The sequence below is a fragment of the Pseudomonas sp. 58(2021) genome (genome assembly GCF_017491585.1).
Taxonomy (GTDB): Bacteria; Pseudomonadota; Gammaproteobacteria; order Pseudomonadales; family Pseudomonadaceae; genus Aquipseudomonas; species Aquipseudomonas fluorescens_BT.
Genome location: NZ_JAFGYZ010000003.1, coordinates 1 through 13,262, shown reverse-complemented (window position 1 = coordinate 13,262; position 13,262 = coordinate 1). Strand labels below are relative to the sequence as shown.

At 60.8% G+C, this 13,262-nt stretch carries 12 protein-coding genes; all 12 read left to right on the top strand.

Features of this window, described 5'->3' with window-relative positions; all coding sequences use genetic code 11:
• The first annotated feature begins 39 nt into the window (after window positions 1–39).
• The 12 genes from J5M72_RS03855 (at window position 40) to J5M72_RS03800 (ending at window position 13,160) form a co-directional block, all read left to right on the top strand.
• Complete coding sequence (locus J5M72_RS03855; RefSeq protein ID WP_207864096.1) at window positions 40–864, top strand: ABC transporter substrate-binding protein; 825 nt, start codon at window positions 40–42, stop codon at window positions 862–864.
• Between the two features lie 128 nt (window positions 865–992).
• Window positions 993–1,838, top strand: a complete 846-nt coding sequence (locus tag J5M72_RS03850) for a polysaccharide deacetylase (protein WP_096821471.1) — start codon at window positions 993–995, stop codon at window positions 1,836–1,838.
• A complete protein-coding gene (locus J5M72_RS03845) occupies window positions 1,831–2,721 on the top strand; it encodes a polysaccharide deacetylase (protein ID WP_207864094.1) in 891 nt (296 codons plus the stop codon). Before J5M72_RS03850 ends, J5M72_RS03845 begins: the two co-directional genes overlap by 8 nt.
• Complete coding sequence (locus tag J5M72_RS03840) at window positions 2,718–4,070, top strand: MmgE/PrpD family protein (protein ID WP_207864092.1); 1,353 nt, start codon at window positions 2,718–2,720, stop codon at window positions 4,068–4,070. The genes J5M72_RS03845 and J5M72_RS03840 overlap by 4 nt, the downstream gene beginning before the upstream one ends.
• Before the next feature lie 173 nt (window positions 4,071–4,243).
• Window positions 4,244–5,422, top strand: coding sequence for an MFS transporter (locus J5M72_RS03835; RefSeq protein WP_207864090.1), 1,179 nt, complete (start codon window positions 4,244–4,246; stop codon window positions 5,420–5,422).
• A gap of 159 nt (window positions 5,423–5,581) precedes the next feature.
• Entirely contained in the window at window positions 5,582–6,277 is a 696-nt protein-coding gene (locus J5M72_RS03830; RefSeq protein ID WP_207864088.1) for an HPP family protein, read from the top strand.
• Window positions 6,278–6,634: 357 nt separating this feature from the next.
• Window positions 6,635–8,248 carry an acyl-CoA dehydrogenase family protein gene (locus tag J5M72_RS03825; RefSeq protein WP_207864086.1) on the top strand — a complete coding sequence of 538 codons (1,614 nt, stop codon included), beginning with the start codon at window positions 6,635–6,637 and terminating at the stop codon, window positions 8,246–8,248.
• A 2-nt stretch (window positions 8,249–8,250) separates the two neighbouring features.
• Window positions 8,251–9,477, top strand: coding sequence for a cytochrome P450 (locus tag J5M72_RS03820; protein WP_207864084.1), 1,227 nt, complete (start codon window positions 8,251–8,253; stop codon window positions 9,475–9,477).
• Between the two features lie 3 nt (window positions 9,478–9,480).
• A complete protein-coding gene (locus J5M72_RS03815) occupies window positions 9,481–9,885 on the top strand; it encodes a RidA family protein (RefSeq protein ID WP_207864082.1) in 405 nt (134 codons plus the stop codon).
• Window positions 9,878–10,732 (top strand): alpha/beta hydrolase, encoded by an 855-nt coding sequence (locus J5M72_RS03810; protein WP_207864080.1) that lies wholly within the window; start codon window positions 9,878–9,880, stop codon window positions 10,730–10,732. Before J5M72_RS03815 ends, J5M72_RS03810 begins: the two co-directional genes overlap by 8 nt.
• 166 nt (window positions 10,733–10,898) lie before the next feature.
• Window positions 10,899–12,005 (top strand): enoyl-CoA hydratase/isomerase family protein, encoded by a 1,107-nt coding sequence (locus J5M72_RS03805; RefSeq protein ID WP_169430496.1) that lies wholly within the window; start codon window positions 10,899–10,901, stop codon window positions 12,003–12,005.
• 3 nt (window positions 12,006–12,008) lie between these two features.
• Window positions 12,009–13,160: an acyl-CoA dehydrogenase family protein gene (locus J5M72_RS03800; RefSeq protein WP_039768643.1), complete on the top strand. Its 1,152-nt coding sequence runs from the start codon at window positions 12,009–12,011 to the stop codon at window positions 13,158–13,160.
• Window positions 13,161–13,262: the final 102 nt, after the last annotated feature.

The window sequence follows — 13,262 nt, the reverse complement described above, 5'->3', positions numbered from 1 at the left end:
GGCCCCTTTGGCCTTCACAACACTCATAAGAGAACGTCCATGAAGAACTTCGTCATTCCAGCAGTACTCACCTCCCTCATGTCTTGCGGTTTCGCCATGGCCGCCGAATTGCCGGCGAGCATCAAGGAGAAAGGCGAGATCGTCGTCGCGATCATGCCCAACTATCCGCCGATGGACTTCAAGGATCCGGCCACCAACAAGCTCACCGGCCTGGACTACGACCTGGGCAACGCCCTGGCCGAGCGCCTCGGGATCAAGATCAAGTGGCAGGAAACCGGCTTCGAGCAAATGATCAACGCCTTGACCACCGACCGCGTGGACATGGTCCTGTCGGGCATGACCGATACCGCCGAGCGCCAGGCCAGCGTGACCTTCGTCGACTACTTCACCAGCGGCCCGCAGTTCTACACCTTGCAGAAAAACACCGCGACCAACGAGATCATCGACCTGTGCGGCAAGAAAGTCGGCACCAGCCGCCGCACCACATTCCCGGCAGAAATCGCCGCGTGGAGCAAGGAACACTGTGAAGCCGCGGGTAAACCTGCAATCAACGTGATCGGCACCGAAGGTTCGGCCGACGCCCGTGCGCAACTGCGTCAGAGCCGCATCGATGCGGCGATGCAGGGCAGCGAAACCCTGTCGTACCTCAAGACCCAGGAAAAGGACATGTACAAGACGGTCGGCCAGCCGATCTCCGTACAGTTCACCGGGTTGGGTGTAAGCAAGAAGAAGCCTGAGCTGAGTGAGGCGGTGAAGGTGGCGCTGCAGAGCATGGTGGATGACGGCAGCTATAACGCGATTCTGAAGAAGTGGGATCTGGAGTTGGGTGCGATCAAGGATGTGACCATTAACGCGGGCAAGTAACTGGTTCCTCTGTGGGAGCGGGCTTGCCCGCGATGGCGCTCGATCAGTCGACATCAATGTTGAATGTACCGGCCTCATCGCTGGCAAGCCAGCTCCCACAGGGGTCGTGAACAGTTGGAGAGTTATCGATGTCCTCCTTGCAACCCACCTGGCCCGACCAGCACAAAGCCTGCCTCGCCCTGGCCTTCGACCTCGACGGCCCGACTGGCGACGCCATGCTCAACGGCTCGATCTGGCACAAACCCGAGTACTTCGGCTTCGGCGGCTACGGCCCCTACCGCGCCCTGCCACGCCTGCTGGATCTGCTCGACACCTTCAAGATCCCGACCACCTTCTTCGTCCCCGCCTGGGTCGTGGAAAACTGGCCGAAACAGTGCCAGGCCATCGTCGAGCGCGGCCATGAAGTCGCCTACCACGGCTACAAACACGAATCTTTCTACGCCCTGACGCTGGACCAGCAGCAGGCCGTGATGAACAAATCCCGCGACGTTTTCTGGCAATACCTGCACATCCGCGCCGAGGGTTTTCGCACCCCGTCCGGTGACTGGCGCGCCGAGACGCCGGCGATGCTGGCCGACAACGGCGTCATCTATTCCAGCAGCATGCGTGGCGACGACCGCCCGTATCTGGTCAACGTCCCCGGCCACGACACGCCGCTGGTGGAAATCCCGGGTCGCTGGGAAATGGACGACTACGCCTCCCTCGCCTACACCCGCGCACCGAACTTCCCGTCCGGCCTCGACCGCACCGCCAGCTACGAGCTGACCCTCGACAACTGGCAACGCGAGTACGACGGCGCGATGGACGAAGGCCTGTGCCTGACCACGCTGTTCCACCCGAAAATCACCGGCAAGCCGGGGCGTATCCTGTTGCTGGAGAAACTCTTCGAACACATGCGCCAGCGCGATGACGTGTGGTTCGCCACCTGCCGTGACGTCGCCCGCTGGTGGCTGAAGGAGCATCACCATGGCTGACTCCAGCACTCTCTGGCCCGCCGGCAAACGCTGCGCGGTGGTGCTGACTGTCGATTACAACGACATTCACGGCATCCTCACTCAGGCCCCGGAAGTCGCCGGACGCGACAAGACACTGTCGGTGTGGCGCTACGGCACGCAACGGGGTGTCGAGCGTTTGCTCGGTCTGTTCACGGAATTCGGGGTGCGCAGCAGCTGGTTCGTGCCCGGCATCGTTGCCGAGGAAAACCCGCAGCACATCGCCGCAATTCTGGCCGCCGGCCACGAAATCGCCTGCGCCGGTTACCGCCATCAGGATTACGACACGCTGGATCTGGCGGCGCAAAGTGCGGAAGTCGCCAAGGGTTGTGCAGCGCTGGAAGTATTGACTGGCGTGCGCCCGACCGGTTTCCGGATTCCTGCGGGTAACGGCGCGCCGGGATTCATCGAAGCCTTGAAAGATCACGGCATTCACTGGTCTTCGTCATGGCGCGGCGATGATCTGCCGTTCTTGCACCCGACCGCCCCTGAAGTGGTCGAGTTGCCGCTGCATTACGAACTGGAAGACGAACCCTATTTCGCCTTCAACCTGAGCCCGGCCGTGCCGCCGGCGCAATCACGGATCGCCTCCTACAGCCACACCCTCGGCAACCTGCAAATGGACTTCGCCGGATTCCACCGTTTCGGCCTGTGCTACGTGCTGCGCCTGCACCCGGAAATCATCGCCACGCCGGGGCGCATCGGCGTGCTGCGTGAGTTGCTGCAAGGCATTCAGCAGCATGACGACGTGTGGATCGCCACCGGCGCCGACGTCGCGCAGTGGTGGGCGCAAACCGCATCGCCGGTCGCGCAGGATCATCCGGCCTCGGTGTATGAACGCCATTATCGGGACTACCTCGTATGACGGAACGCATGCAGCGGCTGGCGCGGTTTTGCGTCGAAACGCGGTTTGAAGATCTGCCCCCGGCGTTGGTCGAACAGGCCAAGCGACACATTCTCGACACCTTCGGCGCAGCGCTGGCCGGGGCCGACAGTGCGGTGGCGCTTAAGGCGCGGCAGGTGTTCGGCGCCGAGCCGGGCAACGCGCTGGTCTGGGGTTCGTCCTTGCACGTCGGTGCGGGGCACGCGGCGTTGCTCAACGGCATCGCCGCCCATGCGCTGGAACTGGACGACACCGGCGGGTGCGATCACTCCGGTGCGGTGGTGCTGCCGGCAGTGATGGCGGCGCTGTCATTGGTGGATCGACCGGTGGACGGTCGCGAGTTCATCACCGCCGTGGTGATCGGCTACGAAATCGGCCGGCGGGTGCTGGAAGCCTGCGGCAGTTATTCGGCGCATAACGGCGCCGGCTGGCATTCCACCGCCACCTGCGGCGTGTTCGGCGCGGCGGCGGCCTGTGCGCGGATCTTTGCCCTGGATGCAGCGCAAACCGTGTCGGCACTGGGCATCGCCGGCAGTTTCAGCGGCGGGTTGTGGGCGTTCATTCATGACGGTTCGCAAAGCAAGAAACTGCACAGCGGACGCGCTGCCGAGGGTGGTTTGCTCGCGGCGCGTTTTGCTCGCGAAGGTGTCAGTGGGCCGTCGGTTTTGTTCGAGGATGTCTGGGGTGGTTTTCTCAAGACCCTGGCACCGGGCAGCGCGCAACCGGATGCGCTGGATGCTGAATTGGGCCAGGTGTGGAAACTCGCGCGCTGTTCGATCAAACCCTATGCCGCATGTCGTGGCACCCACTCGGCCATCGATGCACTCGGGTTGTTGCTGGAGCAATTGCAGATCGGCGCAGATCAGGTGGAGGACGTGCAGGTCAACCTGTGCGGTTTTCTGCTCGACATGTGCGGCGGCCGCGACACCCGCAGTCTGGCTGCCGCGCAGATGAGTCTGCCCTACGCCCTCGCCGCGCGACTGGTGCACGGTCATTGCCGATTGGAGGCTTACGACGAACAGCCGCGCAACGATCCGCGCATTGCTCAATGGCTGACGCGCATTCGCCTTGAAGTGGATGAGCGACTGTCGGAGGATGGCGAGCCGGTGGTCATTGTCCGAACCCGCGACGGGCGTCAGGCGGGCCTGTGTGTCGAGGTGCCGCTGGGCGCGCCGGGTAATCCGCTGAGTGAAGCGGCGCTGGAGGAGAAATTTTTCAGTCTGGCGTTGCGGGTGTTGCCACGGGAAAAGGCTGACGCACTGCTCGCTCAACTGCGGCGACTCGAGAGGCTGGATTCGGTGGGCGGTCTGGATCGATGGCTGATGGAATGAATGTGTCGTTTGAACTGGCCTCATCGCGAGCAGGCTCGCTCCCACATTGGTTCGAGGTGTTCACAAAAACGTTTTCCACCACGATACCTGTGGGAGCGAGCCTGCTCGCGATGCAATCAACCCGGTCTGAAGCCAGGCACAAAAATAACTGAAATAAGGACATTTGTTTTTCCGTGGCCACCTACTCGCTCGTTATCCGCCGCCTGATGATCGTTTCGCTGACCATCGTCGTCAGCCGCGCCATCACCAGTCCTTTGCTCACCCTGTTTTTGAGTAAAAAGCTGGGCCTCAACCAACAGGACGTCGGGCTGTTACTGGGCATCGCGGTGTTCATCGCCACCCTGCTTGCGTTGTACGGCGGCTACATCATCGACCGGCTGGAAAAACGCCGGTTACTGATCCTCGCCATGCTTTCCAGCGCCATTGGTTTCGTGCTGCTGACGTTCGCGCAGAACCTCTACCTGACCACGGCAACGCTGGTCATCACCGAAACCGCCTCGGCGCTGTTCCTGATCGGTTCCAAGGCGATCCTCAGCGAAAATCTGCCCATGGGTCAGCGGGCCAAGGCGTTTTCCCTGCGCTATACCCTGACCAACATCGGCTACGCCACCGGACCTATGCTCGGTGTAGTGATCGCCGGGGTGTACCCGATTGCGCCATTCCTGATTGCCGCTGGCATCGCCTTCGCCAGCATCTTCCTGATGGTCGGGATTCCCAGGGACGCCAGCCCGATCGCCGCCATCGGCCAACCGCAAAGCTTCCTGAAGACCCTGGTGACCCTGAAAAACGACCGCACGCTGATCATGTTCACCTGCGGTTGCCTGCTCAGCACCGTCGTTCACGGACGTTTCACGCTGTACCTGTCGCAATACCTGCTGGTGGTCGAAGACTCGCAACGTGCGCTGCAAACCATGGCCGCCCTGCTCGCTTGCAACGCCATCGCGGTGATCCTGTTGCAATACCAGATCGGTCGCTTCCTCAACCGGGAAAAGCTGCGCTACTGGATCGCCGCCGGCACCAGCCTGTTCATCCTCGGCCTGATCGGTTTCAGCCTGGCCGACAGCCTGCTGACGTGGTGCATCGCGATGTTCATCTTCACCCTCGGCGAGATGATCATTTATCCGTCGGAATTCCTGTTCGTCGACACCCTGGCCCCCGAAGAGCTGCGCGGCAGTTATTACGGCGCACAGAACCTCGCAGCCCTGGGTGGCGCACTGAGCCCGGTGATCTGCGGCTTCCTGTTGATGCATACGCCGGCGCCGACCATGTTCTACGCCCTCAGCGCACTGACCGCGATGGGCGGGTTCCTGTGCTTCATGAGCGGTCGGCGAGTGGCTTTACTTCACAAATAATGCATTGAAACTGCATTTATATGAATTTGTCAGCATCGAGATTGCTTGGCACACTGTACGCGTTCCTCCCCCAATAGTTGGAACGCTTCGAAGGACTTTCCGGGTTGACGGACAAGTCCTTTTTTTTGCCTTCGGTTTTCGTCAAAGGATCGTTTCTTCATGCTCGCTCGCTGGTTGCCCGCTGCCATCAACACCCGCCCCACCGAATGGAGCCGCGCTGCCATCGGCATGGCACTCGGCACACTGTTCAGCGTGTGGGCGTGCAGTCAGGTGTTCGGCATCGAAGTGGCCTACCACCTGATCGGCCCGTTGGGTGCCTCGGCGGTGCTGCTGTTCGCCGTGTCCTCCGGCGCCCTCGCCCAGCCATGGTCGATCATCGGCGGCTACCTGTGCGCGGGCGTCGTCGCGTTGCTGGTGGCCCACGTGCTCGGTCGAACCCTCGGCAGCGCCTGCCTCGCCGCCGGGATGGCCCTGATCCTGATGTGCTGGCTGCGCTGCCTGCACCCTCCGGCCGGTGCGGTGGCATTGACCATGGTGCTGGCCGATCCGACGACCATCGCCATGGACTGGAAAGCCCTGGAACCGGTGATGCTCAGCGCAGCGTGCCTGCTGCTGGCCGCTTTGGCCTACAACAACCTGACTCGCATCCGCTACCCGAAACGCCCCGCCGAACCGGCGCCCGCCCTGGCGCCGGTCGATTCTCAGGCAATCACGGCCGAGGATCTGAAATTGGCACTGGCGGACATGGAGGCGTTTATCGATGTGACGCCCGAGGATCTGGAACAGTTGATTCATGCCAGTGAATTGCACGCCAAACGGCGGAGCATTGGTGAAGTGCTGGGTGGTCGCAGGTAATACGTGATCCGACCGAAGGTTGTCGAACGCCCTTGCCAAGACATGACCAACGACTACCTTTCAGCTTTGTACCGCACAGATTTGTCTGCCTTTCACTTGGAAGTCTGGCCCGCTGTAATGTCCAGTAGCGATGACATCGGTAGTCTGGCTATGGAAAAACGCTCAATGTTGTTGAGAAGCGAGCTGGCTTTGCGCTTTGACTGAAACGTTACTTTCCTCAAACACCGCATTTCTGCGTAACCAGCAGTCCGCCCAAATGCCCCGCCTGTAGCATGCGGGCACGTGTGTTTTTCGCCAGCTCCGTGAATCTGGTGGTTTTCGAATCCATGGTTTCGAAATCTGCGAGAGGAACGTTTCATGAGCGACCCATTGCTGAAGTTGCTGCAAAAGCCCCTGTTCGACCCCGAAAAGCGCTATCGCGTGTCTCTGCGCGAATACATGGATCTGAATATCGATCGGATGCGCGCAATCATCGGCAACGGGCTCATGACCAATGCCATGTGGCTGAGCCAACCCCGTCAGTCTGAATTCCGGTTGATGCTTGAACGTGCAGCGCTTATCGGCGCCTGGGACTATTCATTGATTGCCTGCATCGTCGACCACTTCATTGCCGGTGACGCTTTTTTTGCCCACGGCAGTCAGCGCCAGATCGCGCAGTATCAACAGGAAATCTGTCAGCTGGATGCGGTTTACGCCTTTGGCTGCACGGAGATCGCCAGCGGCTCCGATGTGGGTAACCTGCAAACCACGATCACCCATGACCCTCACAACCATTGTCTGATTCTGAACTCGCCCACTGCGCAGTCGTGCAAGTTCTGGATCGGCAACGCACTGCACGCAGCAGTGGTGGTCATGGTACTGGGGCGTCTGATCGTCAAAGGTGTGGATGTGGGGTTGCACTGGTTCCGCGTGCCAATTCGCGAGCAAGAGAATGGCCCGCTCCTGCCAGGTATCAGGATGACCACCTGCGATCCCAAGGGTGGCATTCACGCCAATCAAGTCGCCGGCATCCGTTTTTGCACAATGAAGCTGCCGCTGGACGCACTGATGCAACGCTATGCCAGGTTCTCTGCGCAAGGTGATTTCAGCAGCGACATCCCGCCAAAAGAACGCTTGAAAAGCGCGATGCAGACATTCATCCAGGAACGCCTTTTCCTTATTGCTGCCGCTCGTGGTGGCGCCAGTATGTGTGCTCACCTGACGTATCGTTTCGGCTCCCATCGTTTGGTCAAGAGTAACGAGGGCAACCAGCCTCTTCTGACCAAGGCACTGTTCCGACAACGACTGTATGTCGTACAACTCAAGGTGCTGGCCCTGAAGATGCTGGAGCGGGCGGTGCTGTCGCGGTTCGAAGCGAACTGGCATCAACCGGCCAGGCGAACAGAACTGCATATTCTCGCCGCCATCGTCAAAAGTGTCGGTACATGGCTGGGACTGGAGGTCATGAGAGCGTGCAGAGAGCTTTGTGGTTCGCAGGGTTTTCACCATCACAACCAGATCGTCACCTTGTGCATGGATCACGAGATCAGCACTACGTTCGCCGGTGACAACAGCATCCTGTGCGCTCAGGTCGCCAGGGACGCCATCACCCGACCACGGTTTGCCTCCCACAACATCGCCCAGCGCATCGAGTCGCTCATCGCTGATCAATGCCGCGATAGTGCCGACTTTTCTCACCGTCAGGCCGTGGCACTCACCTACGCCCGTGCGCTGGACCTGATCCTCGTCGAAGGCGAACGCAACCGGCTCGTTTCTCCCGGAACACTTCAGGACATACTCCACGTCTTTTCCCCGGTGTTGCACCCTTGGGGGCTGTCGGTCGCTGGCGACGAACTGGAACTGCGCGCTACAGGAACCCGGCTCGGTGAGATCGACGATCTGCTCAAGCCACCGCCGGAGCTGGTCAGTGCCCCCATCGACGCAGCCGATTACGTGGAGCGTTTCACGGCTGCACTCTACGAGGAAGCGTGAGCATGGCCAATCAATCTTTTCCGGACTTCTCCGACCGCTACACGATCCAGGACCCCTATCGGGCCTACGCGTACCTGAGAATTCATCAACCGGTCTATTGGTGCGATCACTTGCATGCCTGGTTTCTGACCCGCTATGGCGACGTCCACGCCGCCCAGGCCGATACCCGACGTTACTCCTCGAACCGTATGCGGCAATTGGTGGACACCCGCGTATCGAAAGAACAACGCGAGCAACTGAACGTCTTCGTCCTCCTGGCCTCGCAATGGATGTATGACCAGGATGGAGACGCGCACAAGAAAAGTCGTCAGTTGCTAGGCAAGGCATTCACACCTCGCGCCATTGAGTCGTTGCGCCAGATCATTCAGGACATCACCGATCAAGAGCTGTCCGGCCTGCAAGGCCAGGTCGACCTCAAGGCCAGCCTTTTCGACCGGATTCCCGCGCTGATCCTCGCCGAGCTCTACGGCATCGATCGCGAAGATGCCCTGAAACTGCGGCGCTGGACGAGGGACATCGTGATGTTTGTGGGCGGCAGCCACGATCCTGACTATGGGCCTGAACAGGCACTGGCAGGGATTGAAGAAATGTACGCCTACTTTGCCGACCTCGTTGAAAAGCGCCGCCGCCAGCCCCGGGACGATCTGGTCAGTCGGGTGCTTGAGTCGAGTATGGAAAGTGCGGCAAGCGATGACGAGGTACTGGCGCAAATTGTCTTCATCCTGGTTGCCGGTTACACCACCAGCACTGACCAACTCTGTATCGGCTTGCTGCACTTGCTCGAACACCCTGCGCAGCATGCGGCCCTCAAAAACGATCCGACCCTGGTGAACCTGGCCGTGGAGGAAATGCTGCGCTTCGATGCCGCCGGTTCATTGAGCCATCGAGTGCTGACTGAAGACGTCACGATCGAAGGCGTCACGATGAAGGCGGGAGACCTGGTCTATCTGATACGAGCCTCCGCCAACCGGGATCCGGCGAAATTCACCGCCCCTGACACCTTCGATATCCGTCGAGCGGACCATGACCATCTGGCATTTGGCCGTGGACAGCACTTCTGCATGGGTACCGCGCTGTTCCGCCTGGAGGCCGAGATCGTTTTTACGTCCTTGCTAAAGCGCTTTCCCGATTTGGGTCTTGTCGCGGATAGCCCTGCGACCTGGCGCACCAGCAACCTTCAATTCCGGGGCTTGAAGGCACTTCCGATCAATCTTGGGAAAGGAGTCTGAACCATGGAGTTTCAACGCGTGTTTTCTGCCGCCCCTTGGGAATCCATCGCCGGCTACTGCAGAGCCTTGAAGGCTGGCAATACCCTTCTGGTAGGCGGCACGGTGGCGTTCGATGATGACGGCAAGCCGTTCAAACCCGGCGATGCATATGCCCAGACGCTACGGTGCCTGGAGATCATCGAACAGGCGCTAAAAGAACTGGGCGAGGATCGCACGCGCATCATTGCAACCCGCATGTACACCAGCGATATGAAACTCTGGCGGAAAATCGCGCAGGCCCACAAGGAATTCTTTGACCAACACCCACCCACCACCATGCTGCTGGAAGTCGCACGATTGATCAGCCCTGAATTCGTTATCGAGATTGAGGCAGAGGCCCGCTCGAACGGGGATCGCGGTCATGAATGAGGCCTCTTTGACCGTGGAGGACGCCAGAGCAACGTTGCGCCAGGCTCAAGTGACCCGCGTTCACGACATGGCGATTGAAAGTCACGGTCGCCGGTTGCCGCTGCGCCTTTACTGGCCTGCGGGCAAGGGGCCTTTTGCCGTGCTGGTGTTCTTCCATGGTGGTGGCTGGGTCACGGGCGACCTGGATACCCATGATGGATTCTGCCGACTGATGTGTGACTGGGCTGGCTGTGCGGTAGTCGCCGTTGATTACGCCCGCCCTCCGGAACACCTGTTTCCGGCAGCCCTGGATGATTGCTGGACAGCTTTGCAATGGGTCGCACTGCAGGGTCGAGAGCATGGTCTTGATACTTCGAGAATCGCGGTCGCCGGCGGTGGCTCCGGAGGGGCAATGGCCGCTGTCATCTGTCAGCGCGATTCGGCCCAGCAAAGACCGTGTCTCGGCTTTCAGCTGCTGCTTTACCCTTTGCTTGATTGCCACACCCGATACCCATCCCACGAGCAATTCGCGCAAGGACATGGCCTTACCACACAGATGCTCGAATGGTATCTCGGCCACTATCTGCCGCCCGGCACATCGCGCGCCGATCCGCGGTTGTCCCCCCTGCTCTACAACGCGTTGCACGGACTGCCCCGGACGCTGATCATCACCAGCGAACTCGACATTTTGCGGGATGAAGGCCGTGCCTATGCAGCGCGATTGCGTGCAGCAGGTGTGAGCGTCGAACACCTGGAATTCCAAGGCATGCGCCATGGTTTCATGAACCATCCCGCGGCGCATGATGAGGCTCGGCAGGCACTGTTGTCATGCGTCCGCTCGCTGCAGGCACAGTTTCGCGGGGAGTGACAGCCAGTGCTGCTCTGCGCGGCGGTTCCCCCGGCCAAGATCAGGCAAAAATGCAGACACCCCATGCACATATCCCCGTTGTACACGGCAAATTTGCACTGTTACGATCCGCTAACGCTCGCGCGCGGGCTTCTCGAATAAAGACAATAAAAGCAGGGAGTTAGTGATGACTGCTCAGGCTTCATCCCCGCGGACTTCGTCCATGGATGCCACGCCACACGAAGTGCTGGCCGAGGTTCGCAATCACATCGGTCATCTGACCCTCAACCGCCCCGCCGGCCTCAATGCCCTGACCCTCGACATGGTGCGCCAGCTCCAGCAACACCTGGACGCCTGGGCCGCCGATGCCGATATCCACGCGGTCGCGCTGCGCGGTGCCGGCGAGAAAGCCTTCTGTGCCGGTGGCGACATTCGATCGCTGTACGACAGCCACAAAAGCGGCGACACGCTGCACGAAGATTTCTTCGTCGAGGAATACGCCCTCGACCTGACGATCCACCGCTACCGCAAACCCGTGCTGGCGCTGATGGACGGTTTCGTTCTCGGCGGCGGCATGGGCCTGGTGCAAGGCGCCGATTTGCGGGTGGTCACCGAAAAGAGTCGTCTGGCGATGCCGGAGGTGGCGATCGGGTATTTCCCGGATGTCGGCGGCAGTTATTTCCTGCCGCGCATTCCTGGCGAGCTGGGGATTTACCTGGGCGTCAGCGGCGTGCAGATTCGTGCGGCGGATGCGCTGTATTGCGGGCTGGCCGACTGGTATCTGGACAGCAGCAAACTCGGCACCCTCGATGAACAGCTCGATCAGTTGGAGTGGCACGACACGCCATTGAAGGATCTGCAAAGCCTGTTGGCCCGTCACGCCGTGCAAACCCTGCCGGATGCGCCGCTGGAAGCCTTGCGCCCGGCCATCGACCACTTCTTCGCCTTGCCTGACGTGCCGAGCATCGTCGAGCAACTGCGCGCCGTGACGGTTGCCGACAGCCACGAATGGGCGACCACCACGGCCGACCTGCTGGAAACCCGCTCGCCATTGGCCATGGGTGTGACCCTGGAGATGCTGCGTCGCGGCCGGCACCTGACACTGGAACACTGCTTCGCCCTCGAACTGCATCTGGATCGCCAGTGGTTCGAGCGCGGCGACCTGATCGAAGGCGTGCGCGCCTTGCTGATCGACAAAGACAAATCACCACGCTGGAACCCGCCGACCCTCGCCGCGTTGCACGCCGAGCAGGTCGCGAGTTTCTTCCACGGTTTCGAAGAGAGCGGGAGCTGAGTGATGCACGATCTCGAATTGACTGAAGACCAGGTCATGATCCGCGACATGGCCCGGGACTTTGCCCGGGGCGAAATCGCCCCCCACGCGCAAGCCTGGGAAAAGGCCGGCTGGATCGATGACGGTCTTGTGGCGAAGATGGGCGAACTTGGGCTGCTGGGCATGGTGGTACCGGAGGAATGGGGCGGCACCTATGTCGACTACGTAGCCTATGCGCTGGCGGTGGAAGAGATTTCCGCCGGCGACGGCGCCACCGGCGCCTTCATGAGCATCCACAACTCGGTGGGCTGCGGGCCGGTGCTCAATTACGGCAGCGAAGAACAGAAACAGACCTGGCTGGCGGATCTGGCCAGCGGCGCGGTAATCGGTTGCTTCTGCCTGACCGAACCCCAGGCCGGCTCCGAAGCGCACAACCTGCGCACCCGCGCCGAACTGCGCGACGGGCAATGGGTGATCAACGGCGCCAAGCAATTTGTCAGCAACGGCAAGCGGGCGAAACTGGCGATCGTGTTTGCGGTGACCGATCCGGATCTGGGCAAGCGTGGGATCTCGGCGTTTCTCGTGCCGACCGATACGCCGGGCTTCATCGTTGACCGTACCGAACACAAGATGGGCATCCGCGCTTCCGACACTTGCGCCGTGACGCTGAACAATTGCAGCATTCCTGAAGCGAACCTGCTGGGCGAACGCGGCAAAGGCCTGGCGATCGCCCTCTCCAACCTGGAAGGCGGACGCATCGGCATCGCGGCGCAAGCCTTGGGCATCGCCCGTGCAGCGTTCGAAGCGGCGCTGGGTTACGCCCGTGATCGGGTGCAGTTCGGCAAAGCCATCGTCGAGCACCAGAGCATCGCCAACCTGCTGGCGGACATGCAGATGCAGATCAACGCGGCGCGCTTGATGATCCTGCACGCGGCGCGGCTGCGCACGGCGGGCAAACCCTGTCTGTCGGAGGCTTCGCAGGCCAAGCTGTTTGCTTCGGAAATGGCCGAGAAGGTGTGTTCGTCAGCGATTCAGATTCATGGCGGGTATGGGTATCTGGAGGATTACCCGGTTGAGAAGTACTACCGGGATGCACGGATTACCCAGATTTATGAGGGGTCGAGCGAGATACAGCGGATGGTGATTGCTCGGGAGTTGAAGAACTATCAGTTGTAACCGAGTAACGCCTGCCCCCTCATCGGAACGCCGCCCGCCCAGCCCTCTCCCCCAGGAGAGGGAGCTGACCGAGGTGTCTGGCGTCATACATCGACCTGAAAG

What these genes read in the sequence shown, in the direction of transcription:
- J5M72_RS03830 (WP_207864088.1), top strand. Translation starts at nt 5,582, where the DNA reads ATGCTCGCTCGCTGGTTGCCCGCTGCCATCAACACCCGCCCCACCGAA.
- J5M72_RS03845 (WP_207864094.1), top strand. Translation starts at nt 1,831, where the DNA reads ATGGCTGACTCCAGCACTCTCTGGCCCGCCGGCAAACGCTGCGCGGTG.
- J5M72_RS03825 (WP_207864086.1), top strand. Translation starts at nt 6,635, where the DNA reads ATGAGCGACCCATTGCTGAAGTTGCTGCAAAAGCCCCTGTTCGACCCC.
- J5M72_RS03800 (WP_039768643.1), top strand. Translation starts at nt 12,009, where the DNA reads ATGCACGATCTCGAATTGACTGAAGACCAGGTCATGATCCGCGACATG.
- J5M72_RS03850 (WP_096821471.1), top strand. Translation starts at nt 993, where the DNA reads ATGTCCTCCTTGCAACCCACCTGGCCCGACCAGCACAAAGCCTGCCTC.
- J5M72_RS03855 (WP_207864096.1), top strand. Translation starts at nt 40, where the DNA reads ATGAAGAACTTCGTCATTCCAGCAGTACTCACCTCCCTCATGTCTTGC.
- J5M72_RS03840 (WP_207864092.1), top strand. Translation starts at nt 2,718, where the DNA reads ATGACGGAACGCATGCAGCGGCTGGCGCGGTTTTGCGTCGAAACGCGG.
- J5M72_RS03820 (WP_207864084.1), top strand. Translation starts at nt 8,251, where the DNA reads ATGGCCAATCAATCTTTTCCGGACTTCTCCGACCGCTACACGATCCAG.
- J5M72_RS03815 (WP_207864082.1), top strand. Translation starts at nt 9,481, where the DNA reads ATGGAGTTTCAACGCGTGTTTTCTGCCGCCCCTTGGGAATCCATCGCC.
- J5M72_RS03810 (WP_207864080.1), top strand. Translation starts at nt 9,878, where the DNA reads ATGAATGAGGCCTCTTTGACCGTGGAGGACGCCAGAGCAACGTTGCGC.
- J5M72_RS03805 (WP_169430496.1), top strand. Translation starts at nt 10,899, where the DNA reads ATGACTGCTCAGGCTTCATCCCCGCGGACTTCGTCCATGGATGCCACG.